Here is a 23731-nt window from a genome sequence, read left to right on the forward strand (position 1 = left end):
GAGGGGTAAAGATGCTTGAAGTTCAAAATATTACCGTACAATTTGGGGAAATTAAAGTGTTAAATGATATTTCAATGACATTTGAGCAAGGTGAAATGATCGGGCTTGTTGCACCAAATGGAACAGGAAAATCCACATTTATGAATGTGTTGATGAATTATGTGAAACCTAAGACAGGAAAGGTAGTATTTAAAGATGGCCTAAGCTATTCAAATAAATCAAATGAAGTGAAAATTCATAAATTCGTATCGATGATGCCAGACCAAAGTGACTTGTACAATCACTTAAGCGGGCGCGAGCATTTAAAAATGTTTGCTACAATGTGGCAATCCGATTTAAAACTGATTGATGAAACAATCGAAGCATTAAATATGGGGCATTATGTGAATAAAAAAACAGGCACGTATTCCCTTGGTATGCGCCAGCGTCTATGCTTTGCAATGCAAATTGTCTCAAATACGGAAATTATGATGATGGACGAAGTAATGAACGGCCTTGACCCAAATAATGTAGAAATTATTTCGAAAATATTAGTAGAAAAAAAGGAGGAAGGTAAGATTATTATTATCGCCTCCCATTTACTAGATAATTTAGAGAAATATGCAGACCGAATTTTCTTATTTAACAATGGAAAACTAGTGAATACCAATCAAATTATAGAAGGTTTTAGTCAAGCGGATATTAAAACTATTCGGGTGAAAAATATGGAAAATGATACTAAAATACAACTTCACGAGCTATTTCCTAATATAGAACTTCAAACACTTACAAACGGAATGTCACTAATTCATTTACCAAGTTCTGAAGCAAGTTTGTTAAGTTCGCTTACATCTTTTTTAGTTGAGAGAAATGTGGTGGATTTTGCGTTTGGAAAAGTTACATTAAATGATTTGTATTCTATGTATTATCATGAAGATCAAAATGTGACAGCCAGTTAAATAAGAAAGAGCTATCAAAGATGGAAAGTTGTTCTCAGGTGTTTTCCTTGCTTTGATGCTGATCATTACTTCAGGCCCTACTTATACAGCAAAAGCAAACATCCAAACAGGTAATTTTTCTTAATAATTGTGACTCTCTTGCCCGACGTTTAACTGTTGAAATTATTGTACTAACGGAGAGCAGACTAACCAACGCCTAAAAATGCTTAATTCGTATATGCTGCCAAAGTAGTAGCAAATGAGGGCATTATATATATTAGAGCGTATTCCAACTAAGCCAGCACTTTGCAATCAATTTTAGCTTTATCTATTAAATTTCTGTATCATACCATGTTGACAATCTAATATTTTTTTATTATTATTTTAAAAACGTTAAGCAAACAATTTTATTTCGTATAACCCCAATAATATGGTTTGGGGGTCTCTACCAGGAACCGAAATTCCTGATTACGAAGAAAGTACAAAACTTGTATTTTCTTTGTAGTCAGGAATTTTTTTGTGTTTCAATCTAAAAATTTATTTCAGGAGGTCAAAGATGAACTTTTTAGCATTGCCCAAAATTGAACTTCACTGTCATTTGGACGGAAGCTTAAGGGCTGAAACTATTATCGATATTGCACAGAAGGAAGGCATTCAGTTACCTTCTTTTGATAAGGATGAACTGCAAAAGGAGCTGATTGCTCCGTTAGAATGTGAATCCCTGGATGAGTATTTAAAAAGATTTTCTCTTCCTAATTTGGTCATGCAGTCCAAGGAGAACTTAAGAAGAATTACTTTTGAGCTATTTGAGGATGCAACAAGAGAAAATGTGAAATATTTAGAAGTCAGATTTGCCCCGTTACTTCACACATTACAAGGTCTTAGTGTTGAAGAAGTTATTCAATCTGTTATAGAGGGGATGAGGGACGCTGAAAGCTGTTACGAAATAAAGGGAAATATCATCCTGTCTTGCATGAGGACGATGTCTGTAGAAAGCGCATTTGAAGTGGTTGAAAAGGGGAAAAAGTTCCTTGGTAAAGGTGTGGCGGCAATTGACCTATGTGCATCCGAAGAAGAAGGCTTTTGTGAAAAATTCGTAGATCCAATCTCATTAGCCAAAAAATATGGCTACAGAGTCACTATTCATGCCGGTGAAACGGGAATTGGTAAAAACGTTCTAGAGGCTGTTGAAATGTTAGGTGCTGAAAGAATAGGACATGGAGTATTTATTAAAGATTGTGCCGAGGCTTATCAGATTGTGAAAGAAAGACAGATAGTACTTGAAATGTGTCCAACAAGTAATGTCCAGACGAAAGCTGTTCATCATTATTCAGAACATCCGATTTACAAGTTTCATAAAGATGGAATAAAAGTGACATTTAATACGGATAACCGAACAGTATCAGATACTACAATGGCAAAAGAAATCCATTTAGTGAACAACGAATTTAATCTAAGTGAAGAAGATTATCGGCAAATTTATTTAAATAGTGTTGAAGCATCCTTTGCGGATCAAGAAACTAAAGAATGGTGCTTGGCACAATATTAAATATACACGTAAAAATGCATAGGGCTTGGCTAAAGTAACTACGCTTCTGTCGCTTTTCCTTTTAGTCAATCTGCCCCCATTCAAATAAGAGCATGTTTTGATCAATCTTTTTTCAAAACATGCTCTTTAGATTTGTTCTCATATCAAGGTTACTATCATTAATATAATCAAACTTCATTACTAAACTACATGATGTAGTGATTCAGTAAAGGACACGCCATAAATAAAAGGTAGCATATGATTCCCAGTTTTTCCACGGAAATGATAGTTCTAAAATTTCATCTTTCGTAGGCTTTCGGTCCATATTACGTAATATTTTTATCGAATTAATAAGACCTACATCATCGATTGGAAAAGCTGTCTGGAACCTAAGGCAGCGCATTAAAACATAGTTGGCTGTCCAAGGTCCGATTCCTCGTATTTTAATTAAACTTTTTTCAGCATCCTTAAAGTTCATGTTCATTAGTTTTTCCCTCGATAATTCTCCACCTGCCATTAATTTAGCAATTCCAATAATATATTCACTTTTTTTTACCGTCATTTTAATATCTGCTAGGTCGGTAGGTGTTAACTGTGCAATTCGTTCGTACGATGGGAATACCCAATACTTTTTACCATTGCATTCGATGGAATCGCCAAATCTTTCTACAAATTGCTTCTTTAAGGTATACGCGAAGGCTAAGTTAATTTGTTGCCCTAAAACTCCCCAACATAAAGCTTCAAATAAATCGGGAATGCCGATAACTCGCAATCCATAGAATTTTTGGGCAGGCATTTTAAGTAGTGGGTCAGCTTTTGCCATTTCATAAAATGGCGTTAAATCGTTATCAAGATCAAACCATTCGTGAATATATTTTACAATCTCTTCCCGCTTCCTCTTTTCAATAGGTCTAGAATCATTTAGGAATTGAACAACCATTTGTTTATGATTAATTACGCTTACCTGTACTAAGGACCGAATTTCCCCAATGGCTATAACTTTTGTAATGATATCGTTCTCTACTTCATACATGCATTCATTTTTTTCCCTTGTTAGATAGCCTAGGTTAGCCTTCATGTCGAAATTGTCTGGTAATGCAATTACAATAACATTATTTACTTCATGCCATATCATTTTGTTATTCTCCTCATCGATTTTCTATAATTTTACTTTATCACATAATCATCTACCCTAATTTTGTTATCTTGCTATTACATTCTAAACACCTTATTTTTTTCTAATTATGAGGTTATAGTGTTAATTATCAAGAATGCTAAATAGGAGTTGATAAAAATGGTCCAACATATAAAAACACGTGTCGAAAACTTAAATTGGGCGTCAATTCAACATGAATTAGATGAGCAAGGATTCGCAAAGCTTCCAGTGATTTTAACAAAAGAGGAATGTGAATTCTTCATAGACTTGTATTGTGAGGAAGGGCCATACAGAACGACCATCAATATGACGAGATATCGTTTTGGGAATGGGGAGTACAAATATTTTTCCTATCCGTTACCAGAAATCATCCAAAGTTTAAGAGAGTCCTTTTATGTAGAATTGGCCAAAACAGCCAATCGATGGTTGGGCTATTTAAAGAAAACAGAACAGTTTCCAGATCATCTCCAAGATTTTTTGAACACCTGTGAAAAATATGAACAAACTAGACCAACACCTTTACTATTAAAGTATGAAACAGGCGGGTTTAATTGTTTGCATCAAGATTTATATGGCGATATATTTTTCCCGTTTCAAGTAGTATTTGTATTAAATCAACGTGAAAAAGACTTTTGCGGTGGAGAATCTCTATTAGTGGAACAAATTCCACGTGCTCAGAGTAGGGGACATGTCATCACTTTAGAACAAGGCAGTGCGCTGATATTCCCTACTAATCATAGACCTGTTCTAGGTAAAAAAGGATATTACAAAAATACGGTTCGTCATGGCGTAAGCACGGTTACTTCTGGAGAACGGTACGGTCTTGGAATTATTTTTCACGATTCTAAATAAAAATTAACTTCAATATCTTGCTATTCCATTCCCAGAACTATACATTCTGAATTTATAGGGAGTATATTGTAAGAAGAGGTGATGTCAATGCTGGATAGTATTAATAACGGACATAGAATTTCGAATGATGAAGAAATGATACCAGATGAAAAATGGCAGGCAATACTAAATAATGATGCAGCGTTCAATAATCAATTTTTCTACGCTGTAAAATCGACAGGGATATTTTGTAAACCCTCCTGTAAATCTCGCGTTCCGAAAAAAGAAAATGTATGTATTTTTCCAAACGCAGAACAAGCTCTCCGCGCAAATTTTCGTCCTTGCAAACGGTGCAAGCCCACTAATGAAAATCTGCCTGATAGCGAGTGGGTTGATTTAATTACAGAATACATTGATAAAAATTTCACGGAAAAATTAACGCTAGAATCGTTAGCAACAATTTGTCATGGGAGTCCGTATCATATGCATCGAACATTTAAAAAGATAAAAGGCATTACGCCGGTTGAGTATATACAACAAGTTAGAGTACAAGCGGCTAAAAAGTATTTGATTCAAACAAATAAAGCGATTGGAGATATCGCCATATGTGTGGGTATGGCTAACGCGCCTTATTTTATTACTTTATTTAAAAAGAAAACTGGACAGACGCCAGCGCAATTTCGTCAACTGAGTAAAACGGAGGAAAAGTACAATGAAAACAAAGAATAAACCAACCCTTTATTGGTCTTTACTAAAGTTTAAGGATTGGCATTTTTATATTGCTTCAACTTCAAAAGGGCTTGCGTTTATTGGTTCACAGAACAAACCATTCGAGGAATTGTTCGAATGGGCGAAGAAACGCTTTCCAGGAAGTCCTCTTGTTGAAGATGATGAAAAGCTTGAACCCTATGTCGTTGAAATCACTCAGTATCTAGAAGGAAAGCGGAAAACCTTTACTGTTCCATTTGAGTACGTAGGTACGCAATTTCAGCTAGCAGTCTGGAATGCGCTTTGTGAAGTTCCTTATGGACAGACGAAATCTTATTCCGACATTGCAAATGCTATAAATAAACCAGCAGCTGTTCGTGCTGTAGGAGCGGCTATTGGGGCTAATCCGGTATTAATTACTGTACCGTGCCATCGTGTAATAGGGAAGAATGGCTCATTAACTGGCTATCGGGGCGGATTAGAAATGAAGACATTGCTCCTGAATCTGGAAAAGCAAGTTTCATCTAGTTGTGAGTAATTATTGCCGTATAATGAATGGAGGTTCCGTCATGAAAAATGAATTATTCTACAAAAATCCAAAAACCATTCTGAATAAAGGGACTGGCTTTCTTTCTGGCTATACGCATTCACTAAATCCTTATACAGGCTGTACATTTGGGTGTTCCTATTGTTATGTACGCGAAATGCCTGTATCTCTTTTTCGAGAAGGGGAATGGGGAAATTGGATCGATGTTAAAAACGGAGCTGCGAATTTATTAAAAATGGAGCTTCGTCGCGCCAAAGCCAAAGGGAATGTAACCATTTTTATGTCATCAAGTACAGATCCGTATCAACCAATAGAGCATAAGGAAAAGGTGACGCGATCTTTACTAGAAGTTATGGTAGAAGATCCCCCTGACTTCTTATTAGTACAGACTAGAAGCCCACTTGTAAGTCGAGATATCGATTTGCTGCAACATTTTAAAGATAAAGTTCGTGTAAGTATGACTATTGAAACAGATTCAGAAACGATTCGTAAACATTTTACTCCAAAAGCACCTCCAATCCAGGCGCGCTTTAAGACATTGGAACAATTAGCAGCTGCGGGCATACCGACCCAAGTTGCTATAGCTCCCATCTTACCGAGTGGGGAATACTTTCCTATCAAATTGAAGCCATTCGTCGATCGGATATGTATGGATGACTACTTTATGGGCGATGGCAGTGGTGGAAAACGCACACGAAAACTAGGTATTGAGAAAAAATATGCCCAACTTGGTTTAGAAGAATGGTATGGACCACATGTAATTAAAAAAGTATATAACCGATTCATTGAAATCTTTCCAGAAAATCACGTTTATGTGAGCCAGGCTGGGTTTGAGCCGTGAAAAATAGGAAGTGATTGTATGTATAAATAGAATTATAAAATTCGGAATATTTTGATTTATGATTCATTCTTTATAAATTCGAATTATTGGAGGCGTCTTATGAAAAATAAAAAAAACTTTAATTTTTACAAGCTTTGGCTAGGACAGTCTATAAGTTTGTTAGGTACCCAGTTTACAGTAGTAGCTTTGCCTCTTTTTGCATTAGAGGTGCTAGAAACAAGTGAGGCGAATGCTGCCTTGCTTCGAGGGATTATATTCATACCCTACCTAATTTTCGGATTAGTAGCCGGTGCTTTAATAGACATCCTTCATAGAAAAAAGGTTTTGCTAATTTGTAGTATATGTCAAGGCGTTTTATTTTTATCAGTATTCATATTGACTGGAACAAATATAATAACGTTCCCTTTATTGATGTTTCTCATGTTTTTAAATGGAATATTTACAACGTTCTACAATATCGCAATTCCTTCTTTCTTACCGGAAATAATAACCGATAAAGACAACTTAAAAAGAGGAAATGCTCAACTAGCCCTTTCGGAGTCTCTTTCTATAGTAATTGGCCCTATGCTAGCAGGAATCGTTATTACTCTAGTTGGATTAACAGGCTTATTCACTGTTGACGCAGTAACGTATTTTGTTTGTTTTGTGTGTATATTATTTATTTCAAGTTTTAAACCACATACAGAAGGCTCTTTAAAAAACGTCAATATAAAATCGATCTATAAAAACATATATGAAGGTTTGTTATTTTTTAAAAACCACCCTGTGTTGGAGCCAATTGTAAGCTGTGGCGCTGTTTACGGTTTTTTTAAATACATACTAAATAGCATTTTAGTCATATTCCTTTATAAGGTAATGGGTCTATCTGAACTTGAAATAGGCTTTGTTGTAGGTTCGGCAGCGGTAGGATTTTTAATAGGCAATACGATACTCGTAAAAAAGAGTCAACAATTTAATAATACAAAAATGCTTATTTATAGCGCTACTGTATCAGTTATCGGTCTAGCCTTTATACCGATAATGGGCTATTTAGGAACCGTTTACGGTATAGTAGCTGCAAGTATCATACATGGTATGGGAGAAGGTGTATTTGGCCCTTACGCCGCAACCATACTACAACTTGCCTCACCAAGTCACATGCTTGGAAGAGTAAATGCTGTACAGCGTACCCTTAATTGGGGAGCTTGGGCATTAGGAAGTTTTGCTAGTGCTTTTTTAGTTTCTATACTTGGGCTTCAAACTACATTATTTATAGGGGGCTTCGGAACAACATTGTGTTTAATAGTGTTGTTAAGGCGAGGCATATCAAAAGGAATCAACATTGAATATACGACTTCAATTTAGAGGAGATGATTATAATGTATAAGGTATCAAAAGGAACTGACATAGAAAATACACAACACATTTTATTTATAGGAGGATGGACAAAGCCTATACAAGATGCTATAGATAGGGGGTATACTGTTTCGTATATAGGGTCTTACACTAAACACATATATTTCGATGGAACTATCTTAGAAAAGTGTTTCTATAAAAAAGAAATAGACACAACAAACATACCCGTCTGTGTGTACTATGCTGAAGAATTGTACATAGAGAAACCGTTTGATATGGTTGTATCTTTCAACGAAGTAGCCTTAGATACGGCTAGCATAATTGCAAAGATTTTTAATGTTAAAGGATTTTCTTTCAACGCAAATATGATAACCCGCAATAAAGACATGATGCGTGAAGTTCTAGCAGGCAAAGACTTTTCGATAGATTCGATCGTTTGCAACAACATAAAAGACATTGATGAATTTTTGCACAAAAAAGAAAGTATTATAATAAAGCCCCCGATTGGTGCAGGTGGTAAAGGAGTATCTAAGCTAGACATAGGAGATGACGTAGAGGCATTTATTAAAGAAAACGGTGTTCAACTACCTATTTTAGTGGAAGAGTATATTGAAGGTGACGTAGTTTATACGGTCGAAGCCGTTTCTTATAACAAAAAACATTCTATACTAGCTATATCAGCTGAAATATTTAAAGAAGATACGTTTTTAATAAACTATACTATTATGCCGGCACCTATAGATGACTCTCAAAAAAAATTAATCATTGAGAAAGTAATGCTATTTTTGGACGACATGCAACTGGAAGATGGCATTACTCATACAGAGGTAAAGATAGGAAAACAAAATAAGCCAATAATCATAGAGTCTCAAGTGAGGATAGGTGGCGGTAACATTTGGAAAATGGTAGAACTAACAACTGGCATATCTCAATTTGGATACTATTATGATGCGATAGCTACTAAGACTATAGATGAATTTAGATGTGTACCCTCAAAATGTCAAGCTATGTCTTTAAGCTTGATTCCAAAACCAGGTTACTTAAAAGAAATCAAGTATGAAGGGTTAGCTAACATATCCGAGGTCGTATTAATTGATCTATTAGTAAAAGAGGGCGACACCATACCAACTATTGTAGACAGTACAGGGCGCAAAGGATATATATTATTTACGGCTAATGATATACAACATATGTACGAAGTTGCAGATAAAATATGTGACAATATAACATTTGTTTATCAGGATTTGTCAGAATGGAAACCTTCTTTTAAAAAATTATTTTAAAAGGAATGTGGTACATGACTGGTCTATGTCAAGAAAAAGGACAATACAGGTAAGTTTAAGAAGTGATTGTTCAATTAGAGCAATCGCTTCTTGTGTTAATGGGGTAGTTTAATTGAGTTAATAATTAAAGTTTTCAAAGTAACATCTTTTAATGAAAAGATTAAAGCCAAATGCCTATGTATTGTATCCACTTGGAACACCTTCAAAAGCCACTAAAATACCTGTTTGATTAGTGTCATAATTGTTTCTAAATGATTTCCCCCATTATTATTAGGACAACCATTTGTTTTAGGTGAAATGATAGTCCGGACCATCATCCCATCCCCTTGAACTTGCCGAAACAGTGAAAGCGAATAGGTTAGATTTTTACAGATACATAGAAAAATTCCTCACTGAGTGGCCAAATGTGCTATTCCATCAGGACAGGAATATTTTAAATAAGTTCATAGCCGGGGCAAGTCTATCCAATCGACCTGTGGAAAATCAGTAGCTGTATATCTGATAATATTATCAAAGATATACAGCTACTGTCATGCGTATCCAGAAGTTTATATTTGTAATGACGATTTCCTAAATAATTATAAAATTTTTGAACGAAATGAAGCATCGATGAGTCTAATTAAGGAAGGAGGGGAAAAGGATGGAATTTGAAATCGTGCAGCGTGCTATTCGTGGGGATCATCAAGCGATACTTTCACTTATTGAAATGGATGAAGAAATTTTATATCGCATGGCTTTTACATACATGAAAAATGAGCAAGACGCTTTAGACGTGATGCAGGAGCTGGTTTACAAGGCACTTAAAAAAATGCATACCGTACAACAGCACGAATATGCCAGAACATGGCTCGTGCGCGTCTTAATCAATTGTTGTAAAGACCATTTACGAAAACGCCAACCAACCGTTTCAATTGAGGAACATCACCTAGTTGAATGGGTCATCTACTCTGATATGGAGAGGTTATTGGAACATTTATCCTTGTCAGAGCAGCAACTCGTCTATATGAAATATTTTCAGCAACTAAAAAACAAAGAAATTGCCGAGCTAAATCAAATTCCGGAGGGTACCGTAAAGTCTAAGCTTCATCATATATTAAAGAAACTTAGAAACTTCGCTGGAAAAAAGGAGGACTGGCTATGAGTAAACTACCGATTGACGTTCCAAAGGAGAAACTTCAACAAGTTCGCATGGATATGTATCGTAAAGTACAGCGAGAAAAAAGAACAAAGAAGCGCATTTTTTCAGTTGCAATAGCCTTTTTGTTTTGCTTAAGCTTTTTATTTTCAATTCGTGTTTCTCCTACGATTGCTAGCCATGTTGCAAAAATACCTGGCTTTCAAGCAATTGTATCTGCGGTTGTAAGAGATAAAGGGATACAAGATATTGTCGACAATGAATACTATGAAGAAATCAATGTAACGAAGTCTAAAAATGGTCTATCGCTTACATTACAAGGCGTGATAGCAGATCATACTGGATTAGTACTTTTCTATGAAGCCGATGCCTCATCTGATATTTCGAAATTAAACTTGGAGGAAGTTCAATTGTTCCAAGGGGACAAAAAAATTGAAGGCGGAGGTTCATTTGACGGGATTACAATAAATCAAACACGCATCTCTTCTTCAGTGGAATATGATTTTCTAGAGCCTTTCGATTATACTTCAAAAGATTTTAAAGCGGTTTTTCATTTTAAAGATAAAGATAAGAGGAACATTGAAATTACGGTACCGTTTACACTACAAAATGAAATCGCAAAGGAGAAAATTTTTACTGCGAATCAAACTGTAAATGTTGGTGGTCAGAAATTTACGATTACACAAATTCGTCGTTCTCCATTAGAAATGGCTCTCGATATTGAAGTAGACGAAGCGAATACGATGGAAATATTATCGTTTGATGATATTGAGGTCGTGATGCAAGATGGAGAGCGAAGAAAAAGCAAGCGTCATCCATTATCCAAAAATGTTCGTGAAGGGAAATATACGCTATATTTAGAAAGCAATTATTTCCATAACCCAGAGTCACTCAAAATTATAATTGGAGCTGTTCACGCCGTTCCAAAGGGTAAGGATTTTATCGAAGTTGATTTCGGGACAAAAGAAGTACTCACGAAACCTGATTATTTCAATTGGGACATTTCCGTAACGCAGCAAGATGTATCAGTTGCTATAGATACACGGGCTGAAAGTAGATTTTTATTGCTAACTGATGCTATAAAAGAAGATGGTACGAGGTTAGCACTTAAAGATGCCAATGTTTCACAAGATGAGCAGTACGTAATTGAGACGACGCAATTTGAAGATTATGATGGCAAAGCAAAAATATATATCAACTATTTCTTCAATCCTATTGGAGAGGATATTGAACTGAATATTCCATTGAAATAAAGTACGCAGATGTTCAAAAAGGAGAGACTTTTTGAACATCTTTTTTAATATTTTAGACTAGCTACAGTAACAACACATTGTGAGGCTGTTGAGTGATTGGAGTTAGTATAATGAAAAAAACGAATTTCTGATGATGGAATTCGTTTTTTTTAATCTAAAAAGGATTAATGCAATTTTTGTTGGAGTCAAAAGCATGGTATTTAGAACGTCAAATAGAACGTTTGAAAATTGCCCAAGAAAAACTTGAAATGTTTGATACCGTAATTCTGGACGGTGATATTTTTCAATAACTAAATTGTAATTGGTATTATGATTTTTACTTTTATAATCATTTTTAAGTCACCTAAAATGTTTCAAACAGGTATACTCTTTATTATTTTTATGATAAACAAAAGGTTTAAACATGTAGTACATTTAATTACCATATGTTATACATTAAAGTGTAATAATGGTATTGTATAAAAAGATAGACTTTTCGCTCAATTTAAAAAAGGAGGGAGTTTTCATTATGATATCTTTTTCTAAACCAGATGTAGAACAGTTTTTACGAACATTTTCGATTGGGGATTTCGCGGTTAGTCCAGATGAAAAACAACTAGTTTTCAGTACCAATATAAGTGGTAAGTATAATTTATGGGCCATGAATTTACCAAATACGTTCCCGACGCCGCTTACTTTTATTGACCAGAGCTGTCAAGGACTCCTCTATGATAAACAAGGACGGTTCATCATTGCCGGTTTTGATCAGAATGGAGACGAAAATACGCAATTTTATGGACTTCCGCTTCAAGGTGGGACAATGAAGAAAATTATTTATGAAGAAGGAACTCGTAATTCCGGGCCAATTTTATCAGAAGATGGGAACAAGCTTTATTATACATCTTCGAAAGGAAATCCAACGTATTTAAATGTATATGTCTATGACTTGGTGACTGGTGAGGAAGAAACAGTTCTTGAGGGAAAAGATGCGCCGACTTTTTTAATCGATTTTAGCCCGAATGAAGAGGTAGCCATCTACTATAAACATTTTGCTAATACGTATACACTCATCTACGCCAAACGAGGAGAGGAACATATTCTCTTAACACCGCCAACAGATCAGCAACATACGGTCAGTGACGCAGTTTTTGTATCCGATGAGCTCATCTATTTATTAACGGATTACGATGCTGATTTTACGTATTTGGCTTCGTATAATTTAGAGACAAATGAGTTTGTAAAAGTGAAAGATTTGGAGAATGAAAGCTTTACTACGTTGAAATATAACAAAGAAAACCAGTGCCTGTATGTAATCAGTGAAAAAGGTGTAGAAGATCATTTATACATGTATGATTTGCTATCGAATAATTGGGAAGAACTAGATTCACCATGTAGTGTCATCGGAAAGCTTATAGTCACAAAATCCGGTAGTTTGTATTTATTAGGAAGAAGTGCTACGAAGCCGCATAATATTTATCAATTTAAGGAAAATGGATGGACATCTTTAACGGAATACACAGTTCCAGGTGTAGATCAAAGCGAATTAGTTGAGCCGGATGTGATTACTTATTCTTCCTTTGACGGACTTGAAATAGAGTCCTTATTTTTCAAAGCTAAAAAGGAAAATGACAATGGTGAAATCATCTTTTGGCCGCATGGTGGTCCGCAAGCTGCAGAGCGTAAATTTTTTAGAGCTTCCTTCCAATTCTTTTTAAATAACGGGTATAGCATCTTTGCTCCGAATTTCCGTGGTTCGACTGGCTATGGATTGGCCTTCACGAAAATGGTAGAAGGTGATTGGGGACACGGTCCACGCCTTGATAATGTAGCTGGACTCGATTGGCTCATTGATAATAACTACGCAGAAAAAGGCAATATTTTATTGATGGGCGGAAGTTACGGAGGATATATGGCCTTATTGCTTCACGGTAGACATGCTGATTATTTCAAAGCTGTAGTGGATATATTTGGTCCATCTGATTTGTTCTCATTTATCAACTCGGTTCCTGAAGACTGGAAGCCAATTATGGATCAATGGGTAGGAAATCCTGAAAGAGACAAGCAAAAACTCATTGATTTCTCACCAATTACGTATTTAGAAACTATGGTGAAACCAATGCTAGTGATCCAAGGAGCGAATGATCCACGTGTTGTGAAAGAGGAATCTGATCAAATCGTCCAAGCTTTAAAAGATAAAGGTCGTGATGTCGAGTACATGCTTCTTGAAGATGAAGGACATGGGTTCTCTAAAAAAGAAAATGAAATTGCTGTTTATCAAAAAATTCTCTCATTTATGAATCAATTCGTTGGATCAAAAGTGAAAGCATAACGATACGTATCAAGAGAAATATTAAAAATTCTTTCTTTACGTAATGGGTGCGTAAGTTGATGGAAATACTGTGATAAGTTAAATGAAAAAGACTAGGTTCTACTTTGGTAGGACCTAGTTAATTACAAACCGACCAACATCCCTTGTGTTGCCACATACACTTCGTTGTAGTGGTGGATCGAAACAGACATTTATCCCACTTGAAGATATTTCAGCAAATCAAATCAAAATGAACCTGATAAATTTCAAATGTTTTATCGGATATTCGGGATGGATTGAGCAGCGTAATAAAATCTGAAACCCCTTTTTCCTTACTCGTATTTTTAATGTAAAATTGCTAAGGAGCGGATTTTAAAAAAATAACGAAAAATGACGCCAATCTGTACAATTTATCCACAACGGAAATAGAAAATTTACAGGTAGTTACATGTAAAAGAAGCTGGGACAAAACTTCATTTTTCTGCAGCGACAAAAAACTATAATGAGCTGCAGTTTTGAAATTTGTCGAGAACTTTTGATTGTTTATCGACCAACTTTATCGATTTATCACCCAACTTTTTTAGTTTATCAACGAACTATTTTAATTTATCACCCAACTTTTGAAAAATATCGACATCCACCTTCATGCAACACTAATTTACTTCGCTTATGACATGAGCATATTTTTTTGCGCAAAATTTAATAACTTAACATCAAAAAACGCGATAAATCAACGTTTCTAAATTGATTTATCGTGCTTTTTAAGGTTTTGACCAGTTTTGTCCCTGCCACTTATTGTAAAGCTGCTTTATACATACGATTATTCTTTCTTTGCTTTAAAATTGTGCTGCTTTCCTCGGCTGAATCCTCATCATTTGGTATAATAACGAATAGATTTTTTTAGAACGGAGCAATTGATATGAATGGAGCACAAAAAGCATTTTTTGAGGACAAGGAGCGTTCACTTGGCGTTCGTCTAAATAATGTGCAGACGCAGGCGGTGTTGCAAACGAATGGCCCGCTGTTACTATTGGCATCTCCCGGTTCAGGAAAAACGACGACGATTATTATGCGTATTGGCTATATGATTGAGGCGCTTGGTGTGAATCCTTCTCGCATAAAGGCTGTCACGTTTAGTAAGGCATCGGCAAATGATATGAAGGCACGTTTTGCAAAGTTTTTTCCGCATTTGCCACCGGTTGATTTTTCGACGATTCATAGTTTAGCATTTCAAGTTGTCCGGCAGACACTTGAACGTCAGGGCATTTCGTACGGTATCATTGAAGAATCGGACAAGCCTGGTGTTGTTTCAAAAAAACGAGTGCTTCGCGAGATTTTTGAACAATTAAATGGCTCAAAAATTACCGAAGATCAGTTAGACGAGCTACTGACGTATATAACGTTTATCAAAAATAAAATGCTGCCAGAACAGGAATGGGCAATTGCAGAAGTAAAGGTGCCAAAAAAAGTTGAGATTTTACAGCGTTATGAGGAATATAAACGCACAGGTAGTGACCGTTTGTTAATTGATTTTGACGATATGCTATTAATGGCGAATGATATTTTCACGAAAAATCGAGAGGTGCTGGCGCAATACCAACGCCGCTACGATTATTATTTAACGGATGAAAGTCAGGATACATCGCCAGTTCAACATGCAATCATCGCGAAGCTCGTCGCAGTCCATCAAAATTTATGCGTCGTTGCAGATGAAGATCAGGCCATTTATAGCTGGCGCGGTGCAGAGCCAGATTATTTGTTGAATTTTCGAAAGATATATCCGGAGGCGCATGTTTTACTTATGACGCAAAATTATCGTTCATCTACAACGATTGTAGAGCCAGCCAATATATTCATTCAGCGAAATAAAAAGCGTTATAACAAACAAATGTTTACGGAAAATCCTGCAGCAGAGCCAATCTCGTTTAAAATCCTAGAAAATTACAATTTACAGGCCAAATATTTAGTGGATCAATTGAAAAAACTGTCTAAGCGCGGCTCAACGGCTATTTTATATCGAAATAATACGTCAGCCATTCCGCTTATGGACGCGTTTGAAAGAGCAGGGTTGCCTTTCTATATGAAAGATTCCACGATTCGCTTTTTCACGCATTGGATCGTGGAGGATATTATGAACTTCATGCGTCTAGCGTACAATACAAAAAATGTCACGGTATTTGAAAAGGTTTACAGAAAAATGAATGCTTATATTACGCCAGCGCAATTGAAGGCGCTACAAAAAGTGCCGGAGGATGGCTGTATATTCACCCGGTTGTTAGAGCATGTTGAATTAAAGGATTATCAGCCTGACTATATTAAGCGGATTCGCAAAACGTATGATAGCATTCAATTTGATAAAACAACGCCAACAGCTATGCTAGAGCATATTCGTTATGACTTTGGTTATGAGCGTAACTTAAAGAAAATGAGTGAGAACCTCGGTTTTAATTATGAAAATTTACTAGATATAGTGGATGTACTTGGTTTAATTGCTCGCCATACGACGACAATGACCGAATTTGCGGGTCGTTTGAAGCGGCTTGAAAATTTAGCACGTTCGTCTCATATGAAAAATGAATTGAATGCAATTACATTGACGACATTGCACAGTTCAAAAGGCTTGGAATTTGACCATGTGTATTTGATTGACTTGATTGAGGGGATTTTACCTAGTGAGGCGGAAGAAGAAATCGAGGAAGAAACGCGACTCTTTTATGTCGGTATCACACGTGCGATTCGCCATTTGGAATTAATTTCGTATAGTAAACGCTTTAAAACCAGTGTGGAGCCATCGATATTCATGAAGGAGTTAAAACAAATCGTTTCACCGCAAGAATTGCCAAAGAAAGCGCCGAAAAGTCCGAAGAAAGCACCGAAGCAATATCGTAATGAGTGGACGATTACAACCGAGTCAGCGTTAATCGTTGGCTCAATTGTAAAGCATGTGATTTTAGGAGAAGGGGAAATATTAGCCGTTACAAGTAGCACAATTGAATTGTCATTTGCTTCGGGGATTAAGAAGTTTTTGACGGATACATGTTTACAGCAAGGCTATTTAGAAACGATGGAAGATTAAATGAAGCGTATTCGGGATTTTTTCGAATACGCTTGAGAATACAGCCTTTATTATTTTCTTCTTGATAACTTCCAAAAATAATGTTCGTGTTTTATTCGATTGATGAAGTATCCAGTCGATGGCTGAATAGCATTTTTAGCACCGAAACACGAACATTTATATATTTTCTGCCTAAAAGAGTTCGATTTTTACCCTCTGTTAGGATTTTTGCAAACTATGATCTTAACTTTATATAACTTCAAAAAGAATTAATTGCGTTCTTTTTCTGTTCAAACTTGAGTATAAACTTGAGTTGATGTAATACTTTCATAACCAAGGAGTTCTTGAAGTGTTCGTAAATCAACGTTTTCTTTATTTTTTTGTAACATCCGTGTTGCAAAAGTATGCCGTAAGGGATGTAACGTGAAGCGGGTAGGTGGGAGGCCTGCCTTTTTCAACACATCTTTAAAGATGACATGCAAACCACTCGGAACTAATGCTTTACGATTTTTATTTAGGAAAACAGGTTCTGATGGATAAATTTGATATGATCTTAAAGAAGCTTTATAGGATGCCAGGAGCGGAATTAAGTGTGGATGAAGGGGCAATATCCATTCTTTTTTCCCGCTCCCATGTAATGAAACAAGTTCAGAACGTCTTAGATCTGTTGTTGCTGAACAATTTAAACATGATCTCATTTCGCATCGAAAAACGTGATTGGTAGGGTTCTATAAAGGCAACTAGCTGCTGCAGATCAGTAAATGTTATAAAAGCAGGGAGATTATCATCGGTCTTGGGTTATTCATAAAATCATATGTCTGGTAGCGTTATTTTAATCACTAATTGGTGAATAATTTTAAAGAAGAAATTTTTCGGTTCACCGAGCGAGGTTTTTGTTTTAATGATCCTAATAGATATTGGTTAAAGCAACGTACTTGGGTCTTGGTAATCTCATTTAAACAGGTTGAACGAGCCTTGATCCGTTAAAAGGGTTAAGAAGAGTTGTAAATCGTATTCATAATTAGTGCCTGTATTAACCAAGTATTTTTTTCAATCTCAATATACAATACAAATTCATCAATAGCTGCATGTAGTTGCAAGTATAAAACCTCCAGATATCGTATTAAATCATCCCATTATCTTTAAAAAGAAGCTTTATCTTTCACATGAAAATTTTAAGGAAATTCACAAGTGCTGTATAAGGACAAGAAAGTCCAGAAAAACTTGTTAAATTTTTTATATAAACCAAAAAGAAATAGTTGTTGATGGATAAGACCAATCTCAGTTGGATAAAATATTTGTGAACTTAAAAAGTTCAAATTTCAAGGATTGGGAGGACTAAATATGTCATCTGAAATGGGAGAAATACATCGTACTGGTCGAGACATTAACAACGTAATAGTACATGTTGGTGGGCAAGCTGAGAGTGTTTTTAGTTCATTGGCTGAACCAGCTCGACTTTCAATACAAAAGAAAGCAGACGAATTAGCTACACAGTATCTTGATAGTAATCCTAATCCAGACTATTATGATTGTGTTAATATTGTAACAGAGGGAGTTTTGACAGCAGGGAAAGAAATAAAGGCTAGCTGTGGTTCTTGGGGAGAATCAGTAGATGCAGCACTTGGTGCAGGTGTTGGAACTCCAGCAGCGAAAATAGCTTGTAAAAGAATAACGATGCATTAATTTTTGAAAAAGCGTAGGCGTATAAAGCTTATGCTTTTTAATATTTATTGATTTCTTTTATTCTTTCCTCAATAGAAATTTTAGTTGTCTTTAGATTCTTGTCCATATACAAAAAATACAGATTACCCACCTTTTTTATAGTCATTTTCCCAAAACGGTTGCATAAATATAACCTCTTTTCTTTATTAACTGTAAATTCTATTAGCAAAGAAATTATAACATGGTAAAATACGGATTGGTATATATATGGTAAATGACTTGATGAATTATATTCAAAAATTTAATGTAAGGAGCGAAATACATATGGCGAGGAAGAGAAAAACGTTACCGAAAAATTTTAATGAACTAATTGAAGCAGGTGATATTGCGGCATTACAAGAGGTATTTACAAAGTGCGAGCTAGATGCATATGGTGGTTATAGTAAAACAACAGCCTTAAGCTTTTTCAATGTACCGGATGAATTGGTTCGCTGGCTCGTGGAACAAGGGGCAAATATAAATGCGAGAGACAATTACAAAAGATCGGCTTTACATAATCAGGCAATAAGTTGGCGGGGGAATATTGAATTGCTTCTTGAGTTAGGTGCAGATATAGAAGCCTTGGATTATCAAAACGAAACACCTTTATTTGCTGCGGCTGCTTTTTTTAAACCAAATGCAGTGCGCACATTGGTTTCTAAAGGCGCAAATATTAACGCGGTAAATATGATGAATGAGACGCCTTTGGACAAAGCTTTAGCGGTATGTAGAAATATAAATATTGTTGATCTAGTGGAAGTTTCTGAGATTTTTCTGAGCGCAAGTATAGCTGTAACGCCAGAAATGAAAAACTCTATCAAGCGAATTGGAAAAGACTTTGAATTTCACAGAGAAGGTTTTAATAAAGAATATTTAAACGAAACGGATGAGGCACTTTCCCGTCTTTATGAGCTATTTGATGTTCCACCAGTAGAGAAGCGAAAAACGCATGATGGTACGTCTCCAATAACAGTATGTACAAAGGGCTGGCAGGCTCAACATAAGGAACTTTGGGATTTACTAATTCCTTCGCAAGGACATGCGCAAACTGTACAAGGAGAGGTTATTCGTATTACTGGTAAAGTCTCATACGAAATTTTAGATAACGGCGGCATCAACTGGGATAATGATTTTCGTAAAATGCTCAAAAGTTTGAACCATTACATTAGCTTAGGTACGCCATTACATCCCGCTGCACTTCAGGAGTCTATCACTTTAGCGAAAGAACTTCACAAAGGTGATGGAGATGAGGAACCTGCGAGACTATGCGAGTTGGCAGTACAATGGGTACTTAACAATCCGAATCCGATTATTTTAGAACAGCCCGAATATAAGCGCTAACATATTTAACGAATCCAATAAGCATTTTTATATACAGTACCATCCCCTTTTCTACGCACTTAACAGCTAAGAAAAGGGGATAGTATGCCGTAAGTGACGCAACGTGAAGTGGGTAGGTGGGAGACCTGCCTTTTTTGATACTATATTTTAACAAAAGATAAAAGTTGATATGGAGTATTTCTCCTTATCAATTTTTTTATTATCATGAAATGATTTTGTGGATGGTTTGGTCAAATTAGTTGGTAGCAATAATTTAAAAACTAAAGGGGTTTCTTTATTTCACAAATAAATGGTAAAATTATTTAAATGTGGAACTTATGATCGTTTCGGGCGTATTAAAAGTAATAGGTTCATTGAAGTTTATTTTAAAGGAGACGATTTGCTTGATAATCTTCGCAGAAGTTTTACGTGCAATTTCTATATGTGCGCTAATTATTAGTTCCTCTTTTTATTTTCGACATCTGGCAAAAACGAAAAAACAAAGAAAACTTTCAACTATTGAATTAACAATGTACACAATAATTTATATTGCGTATGCATTTTTGACAATCAGTATATGGATTTTTATACTCGTTGAGTGAGTGTTACAAAGTGAAACAAGGATTTATAAAGTATACAGAACAAATCTAAAAATCTTTCCCAAACGAGGGTTTGGGAACAATTTAATTACAATTTATGTCTATATGGAAAAAGGGAGGTGTCATTATGTGGTTAATATTAGGTCTTATTGCTATAGTAGCAACTTTTATAAATCTTTATATGTATGCAACAGGCAAAGATTATAAATTGGCAATGGCAATGGGGTTATCATTTACAGCATTGACACTTTGTGCAGAACATAGCCTTGTATCCAATTGGGTAAAAGCAGGAGATTGGGCAGCTTTAGGGGATGTAGTACCTACTATGGAAAAGGTGTTATGGTTGTTGACAATTGTTTCTATCTTACTAAATATAGCACCTATACTTTTAGAACTTAAAAATAAAAAATAATTACTTATTGGAGTCTATACGGCTTTACAACGTTAAGAACAAAATGTCCCCAAATCTCGCTTTGGGAATGTTAAACTTTAATTACACGAGGTGATAAAAAATGGATTATACTAAAATCTATAATGAGGAACTGATTGCCTTAGTAAAAGAGAAAATAAAGTCGGTCGGTGAAATTAAAGCGGTGAAGTTTTTGAGAGAACAAACAGGTATGTCCTTAATACAGGCAAAAAAATTTGTAGATTTTTGTAAAGAATAGACATAAAACTTAGAGTCAATAAACTAACCTGTGTTTTATTGCAACAACGATTTATAAAGCATACACAAATTAACTTAATAACGTTCCCAAATGACACTTTGGTGACTCTACGAGGAAAGCTTTCTACGCTTTGGGTGCATTTTACGGCGCAGGTTTAAAACTATAATAAAGGAGTAATGTAGCATGGGAGTTTCTGTTTATTACACTTGTATGAGAAACCATAACCTTACCAACAGTGAGGAGCAACAGATAACGGCTATCATTGATGAATACAATGCAGGTTTTGAAAGGAAGGATATTGGAGAAACATTTTGTGTTTATGACTATGATCAGGATGAACCAACAGTGATCTTTGCAGGTTCAACAAAGCTGCCACTTTCAGATGATTTTGAAGATACATTGCATGCACTGTTTTATTGGTTGACCTGTTTGACAGATATTAGAAGAAGTATTTCTAATGGGGATTGGCATGTGCATCTAGATGATACGGATGTCATTTGGGATGAGGAAACAGGTTGGCGAATTACGGAATATTAGTACTCATATTCCCAATAAAGTGCTGGAAGGGTGCTTTAGTGAAACAAGGATTTATAAAGTATACAAAACAAACCTAATAAACGTTCCCAAACGAAAGTTTGGAAATAACACCAAGAAGCCACGCATGTTGTTAAATCAACGTTTCGTGGCTTTTCTTATTAATATTGTTTATGCGTTTTTTATGCACTTTTGTTAAAAGTCAGTCATAGCAAAGGTTTTGAAGCATTTGAAGTAATGTTGCAACATCGTCTTTAATGAATAAAATCGTGTATAAAAATTGAAGTCTTATCGTTGTAAATCCGAATAAATCTGACGAGACCCATTATTGTACTAACGGCGTGCTTAACTTCAAGATGGGATTCCCCAGAGATCCCATCTGATCTTCTACAATCGGGCGCAATTCGTGAATTGGAATTGTGCCTTTTTCAGTTCTAGAACCAATATTACTAAATAACATCTTTTTTAAAACTGAATAATGATATAAAAGTATAGGTAAGATTGTGAAAGCAGTTATTCGCCATAAGCAAGTATAGCTAAATTTTATATTTGAAAAATATAATGCAATGGACTCTACTAATCTTTATTGGAATTTAACTCTACATACTTAGAACTAAGTATCTACTGTAATAAAATTAAAATTGTAATATACTATTTTAAATAGGTTAACAATGTTAATTTATGTTTTATTCAAAGATCTCTAGATAGTCCAGTAAAAAAATATTATACGAGGAGTCCTATAATGAAAAAGAAAATAAACTATTTAATCTTACTTTTAACTGCCATCTTTATAGTTGGTTGTACGAACGTAGAAGATGTATCGAATACTGATGGGAAAGCTGATTCACAAGAAGTAACTACAAAAAATAGTGAAAAAGAAAAAACTACGACTGAAAAACAAGTAGTAAAGGAAACATCAACTCAATCAAAAGATCAACTGTTCAAAGGTTACAAACTAATTGAAGTTGATGGTGGTGATTTGTCTGGACATCGCGAACCTAACGTCGTCGTTGACATTGGTTTTGGGGACCGAGAGTATTGGTCCTTTACGAATGAACACGGGCAAATAGTCCGTGTCATTGCTGACGAAATCGTTCTACAAGATGATCGTACCGAACCTGTAACATCGTCTGGCAGATACTACGCTGATGAAGCAAAAGTTCCTGGTGTCGAAAGAGCAGATTTAGATGAAGGACATATTATTGCAGATTCTCTTGGTGGGGTATCAAATGCTTATAATATTACGCCACAAGATAGTACGCTTAACCGACATGGTGATCAAGCATATATGGAAGACGCTATTCGTAAAGCTAGTGGAGCTACTAATTTTGAAGCAATAATCACATATCCTAATACGGAAACGCAGATTCCTTCTCATTACAAGTACACTTACACTTTAAAAGGGAATAAAATTGTAGATGAGTTTGATAACGGCAACCCTGATGAAATAAATAAATCTCTAGGATTAACTGAAAGTAAATCAACTAACTCAAATAAGTCAACAAATTCTAATAAGTCCCATGCTTTGAATGGCACTGAAGATATTTCTAACGTTGATACAGATGGAAATGGTCAAGTAACGATTAAAGAAGCAAAAGCAGCAGGTTATAGCATGCCAATAACGAGGGATCACTGGTTATACCCATATATGCAAGATAATGATAACGACGGTATGGTAGGGGAATAGGCACCTAGTATATTTTGACTGAAGATTTTTATTGTGATGAAGTATTAAGTGTAAAAACACAAGTAAATCAAGCGCACCTTTCTGGTAAGCACGACGAATAGCCATCTATCTGAAATTTTTTCGAATAGATGGCTATTTTGCACATGTAGCTTGGATATTTTTCGACCAAGGCATGTAGTTATTTAAAATCTGGGGTTGCTGAAGGATCGGTAAATTCAGCAGATCCTTCATTAGTTTAACTATATTGATAGAAATCGATGCCATTCGCTTTTGCCGTTTCAGTCTGACTTAAGCAGATTGCATTCGCTCTAGCACCAATCAGCATAATTTAGCCCTCATCTAT

20 protein-coding genes, 1 pseudogene and 1 riboswitch are annotated in these 23731 nt (G+C 35.5%); of the genes and pseudogenes, 18 read left to right on the top strand and 3 right to left on the bottom strand.

The window, feature by feature from the left end; all coding sequences use genetic code 11:
* The first annotated feature begins 11 nt into the window (after window positions 1–11).
* Both QUF91_RS14220 and add read left to right on the top strand, forming a co-directional pair.
* Entirely contained in the window at window positions 12–938 is a 927-nt protein-coding gene (locus QUF91_RS14220; RefSeq protein ID WP_285395196.1) for an ABC transporter ATP-binding protein, read from the top strand.
* Window positions 939–1309: 371 nt separating this feature from the next.
* A riboswitch (purine riboswitch) is annotated at window positions 1310–1408 on the top strand.
* A 65-nt stretch (window positions 1409–1473) separates the two neighbouring features.
* Window positions 1474–2466, top strand: coding sequence for an adenosine deaminase (add, locus tag QUF91_RS14225; protein ID WP_289418178.1), 993 nt, complete (start codon window positions 1474–1476; stop codon window positions 2464–2466).
* A 202-nt stretch (window positions 2467–2668) separates the two neighbouring features.
* Here the strand turns inward: add and QUF91_RS14230 are convergent, their stop codons facing one another.
* Window positions 2669–3580, bottom strand: coding sequence for a DNA glycosylase (locus tag QUF91_RS14230; RefSeq protein WP_289418179.1), 912 nt, complete (start codon window positions 3578–3580; stop codon window positions 2669–2671).
* Between the two features lie 159 nt (window positions 3581–3739).
* On the opposite strand from QUF91_RS14230, the gene QUF91_RS14235 reads away from it, so the two are divergent.
* The 10 genes from QUF91_RS14235 to QUF91_RS14280 all read left to right on the top strand — a co-directional run bounded on the left by QUF91_RS14235 (window position 3740) and on the right by QUF91_RS14280 (window position 16897).
* Window positions 3740–4453: a 2OG-Fe(II) oxygenase gene (locus QUF91_RS14235; protein ID WP_289418180.1), complete on the top strand. Its 714-nt coding sequence runs from the start codon at window positions 3740–3742 to the stop codon at window positions 4451–4453.
* An 87-nt stretch (window positions 4454–4540) separates the two neighbouring features.
* Entirely contained in the window at window positions 4541–5161 is a 621-nt protein-coding gene (locus QUF91_RS14240; RefSeq protein ID WP_289418181.1) for a bifunctional transcriptional activator/DNA repair enzyme AdaA, read from the top strand.
* On the top strand, window positions 5145–5678 hold the full coding sequence (gene adaB / locus QUF91_RS14245) for a methylated-DNA--[protein]-cysteine S-methyltransferase (protein WP_289418182.1): 534 nt from the start codon (window positions 5145–5147) through the stop codon (window positions 5676–5678). The genes QUF91_RS14240 and adaB overlap by 17 nt, the downstream gene beginning before the upstream one ends.
* A gap of 31 nt (window positions 5679–5709) precedes the next feature.
* A complete protein-coding gene (locus QUF91_RS14250; protein ID WP_289418183.1) occupies window positions 5710–6528 on the top strand; it encodes an SPL family radical SAM protein in 819 nt (272 codons plus the stop codon).
* A gap of 72 nt (window positions 6529–6600) precedes the next feature.
* On the top strand, window positions 6601–7872 hold the full coding sequence (locus QUF91_RS14255; RefSeq protein WP_289420076.1) for an MFS transporter: 1272 nt from the start codon (window positions 6601–6603) through the stop codon (window positions 7870–7872).
* Window positions 7873–7886: 14 nt separating this feature from the next.
* Window positions 7887–9146 carry an ATP-grasp domain-containing protein gene (locus QUF91_RS14260; protein WP_289418185.1) on the top strand — a complete coding sequence of 420 codons (1260 nt, stop codon included), beginning with the start codon at window positions 7887–7889 and terminating at the stop codon, window positions 9144–9146.
* Window positions 9147–9786: 640 nt separating this feature from the next.
* Complete coding sequence (locus QUF91_RS14265; RefSeq protein ID WP_285395209.1) at window positions 9787–10287, top strand: sigma-70 family RNA polymerase sigma factor; 501 nt, start codon at window positions 9787–9789, stop codon at window positions 10285–10287.
* A complete protein-coding gene (locus tag QUF91_RS14270; protein ID WP_289418186.1) occupies window positions 10284–11534 on the top strand; it encodes a DUF4179 domain-containing protein in 1251 nt (416 codons plus the stop codon). Before QUF91_RS14265 ends, QUF91_RS14270 begins: the two co-directional genes overlap by 4 nt.
* Before the next feature lie 508 nt (window positions 11535–12042).
* Window positions 12043–13842 (top strand): S9 family peptidase, encoded by a 1800-nt coding sequence (locus tag QUF91_RS14275; RefSeq protein ID WP_289418187.1) that lies wholly within the window; start codon window positions 12043–12045, stop codon window positions 13840–13842.
* 898 nt (window positions 13843–14740) lie between these two features.
* On the top strand, window positions 14741–16897 hold the full coding sequence (locus QUF91_RS14280) for an ATP-dependent helicase (protein WP_289418188.1): 2157 nt from the start codon (window positions 14741–14743) through the stop codon (window positions 16895–16897).
* A gap of 269 nt (window positions 16898–17166) precedes the next feature.
* Here QUF91_RS14280 and QUF91_RS14285 read toward each other — a convergent pair whose 3' ends face one another.
* A complete protein-coding gene (locus tag QUF91_RS14285; RefSeq protein ID WP_289418189.1) occupies window positions 17167–17574 on the bottom strand; it encodes a tyrosine-type recombinase/integrase in 408 nt (135 codons plus the stop codon).
* 646 nt (window positions 17575–18220) lie between these two features.
* Between QUF91_RS14285 and QUF91_RS14290 the strand changes: the two genes are divergently transcribed.
* The 6 genes from QUF91_RS14290 to QUF91_RS14315 all read left to right on the top strand — a co-directional run bounded on the left by QUF91_RS14290 (window position 18221) and on the right by QUF91_RS14315 (window position 23388).
* Window positions 18221–18562, top strand: coding sequence for a hypothetical protein (locus tag QUF91_RS14290; RefSeq protein ID WP_289418190.1), 342 nt, complete (start codon window positions 18221–18223; stop codon window positions 18560–18562).
* Window positions 18563–18865: 303 nt separating this feature from the next.
* Complete coding sequence (locus QUF91_RS14295) at window positions 18866–19921, top strand: ankyrin repeat domain-containing protein (RefSeq protein ID WP_289418191.1); 1056 nt, start codon at window positions 18866–18868, stop codon at window positions 19919–19921.
* A gap of 705 nt (window positions 19922–20626) precedes the next feature.
* Entirely contained in the window at window positions 20627–20911 is a 285-nt protein-coding gene (locus tag QUF91_RS14300; RefSeq protein ID WP_289418192.1) for a hypothetical protein, read from the top strand.
* Between the two features lie 100 nt (window positions 20912–21011).
* Window positions 21012–21167, top strand: coding sequence for a hypothetical protein (locus QUF91_RS14305; protein ID WP_169786300.1), 156 nt, complete (start codon window positions 21012–21014; stop codon window positions 21165–21167).
* A gap of 183 nt (window positions 21168–21350) precedes the next feature.
* Entirely contained in the window at window positions 21351–21704 is a 354-nt protein-coding gene (locus tag QUF91_RS14310) for a hypothetical protein (protein WP_289418193.1), read from the top strand.
* Between the two features lie 739 nt (window positions 21705–22443).
* Entirely contained in the window at window positions 22444–23388 is a 945-nt protein-coding gene (locus tag QUF91_RS14315; protein WP_289418194.1) for a DNA/RNA non-specific endonuclease, read from the top strand.
* A gap of 132 nt (window positions 23389–23520) precedes the next feature.
* On the opposite strand, the pseudogene QUF91_RS28320 reads toward QUF91_RS14315, so the two are convergent.
* Window positions 23521–23704: pseudogene (locus tag QUF91_RS28320) on the bottom strand (IS66 family transposase); the annotation flags it as partial.
* Window positions 23705–23731 lie beyond the last annotated feature (27 nt).

Source organism: Lysinibacillus sp. G4S2, from assembly GCF_030348505.1.
Taxonomy (GTDB): Bacteria; Bacillota; Bacilli; order Bacillales_A; family Planococcaceae; genus Lysinibacillus.

What these genes read in the sequence shown, in the direction of transcription:
- QUF91_RS14220 (WP_285395196.1), top strand. Translation starts at nt 12, where the DNA reads ATGCTTGAAGTTCAAAATATTACCGTACAATTTGGGGAAATTAAAGTG.
- add (WP_289418178.1), top strand. Translation starts at nt 1,474, where the DNA reads ATGAACTTTTTAGCATTGCCCAAAATTGAACTTCACTGTCATTTGGAC.
- QUF91_RS14230 (WP_289418179.1), bottom strand. Translation starts at nt 3,580, where the DNA reads ATGATATGGCATGAAGTAAATAATGTTATTGTAATTGCATTACCAGAC.
- QUF91_RS14235 (WP_289418180.1), top strand. Translation starts at nt 3,740, where the DNA reads ATGGTCCAACATATAAAAACACGTGTCGAAAACTTAAATTGGGCGTCA.
- QUF91_RS14240 (WP_289418181.1), top strand. Translation starts at nt 4,541, where the DNA reads ATGCTGGATAGTATTAATAACGGACATAGAATTTCGAATGATGAAGAA.
- adaB (WP_289418182.1), top strand. Translation starts at nt 5,145, where the DNA reads ATGAAAACAAAGAATAAACCAACCCTTTATTGGTCTTTACTAAAGTTT.
- QUF91_RS14250 (WP_289418183.1), top strand. Translation starts at nt 5,710, where the DNA reads ATGAAAAATGAATTATTCTACAAAAATCCAAAAACCATTCTGAATAAA.
- QUF91_RS14260 (WP_289418185.1), top strand. Translation starts at nt 7,887, where the DNA reads ATGTATAAGGTATCAAAAGGAACTGACATAGAAAATACACAACACATT.
- QUF91_RS14265 (WP_285395209.1), top strand. Translation starts at nt 9,787, where the DNA reads ATGGAATTTGAAATCGTGCAGCGTGCTATTCGTGGGGATCATCAAGCG.
- QUF91_RS14270 (WP_289418186.1), top strand. Translation starts at nt 10,284, where the DNA reads ATGAGTAAACTACCGATTGACGTTCCAAAGGAGAAACTTCAACAAGTT.
- QUF91_RS14275 (WP_289418187.1), top strand. Translation starts at nt 12,043, where the DNA reads ATGATATCTTTTTCTAAACCAGATGTAGAACAGTTTTTACGAACATTT.
- QUF91_RS14280 (WP_289418188.1), top strand. Translation starts at nt 14,741, where the DNA reads ATGAATGGAGCACAAAAAGCATTTTTTGAGGACAAGGAGCGTTCACTT.
- QUF91_RS14285 (WP_289418189.1), bottom strand. Translation starts at nt 17,574, where the DNA reads ATGAGATCATGTTTAAATTGTTCAGCAACAACAGATCTAAGACGTTCT.
- QUF91_RS14290 (WP_289418190.1), top strand. Translation starts at nt 18,221, where the DNA reads ATGTCATCTGAAATGGGAGAAATACATCGTACTGGTCGAGACATTAAC.
- QUF91_RS14295 (WP_289418191.1), top strand. Translation starts at nt 18,866, where the DNA reads ATGGCGAGGAAGAGAAAAACGTTACCGAAAAATTTTAATGAACTAATT.
- QUF91_RS14300 (WP_289418192.1), top strand. Translation starts at nt 20,627, where the DNA reads ATGTGGTTAATATTAGGTCTTATTGCTATAGTAGCAACTTTTATAAAT.
- QUF91_RS14305 (WP_169786300.1), top strand. Translation starts at nt 21,012, where the DNA reads ATGGATTATACTAAAATCTATAATGAGGAACTGATTGCCTTAGTAAAA.
- QUF91_RS14310 (WP_289418193.1), top strand. Translation starts at nt 21,351, where the DNA reads ATGGGAGTTTCTGTTTATTACACTTGTATGAGAAACCATAACCTTACC.
- QUF91_RS14315 (WP_289418194.1), top strand. Translation starts at nt 22,444, where the DNA reads ATGAAAAAGAAAATAAACTATTTAATCTTACTTTTAACTGCCATCTTT.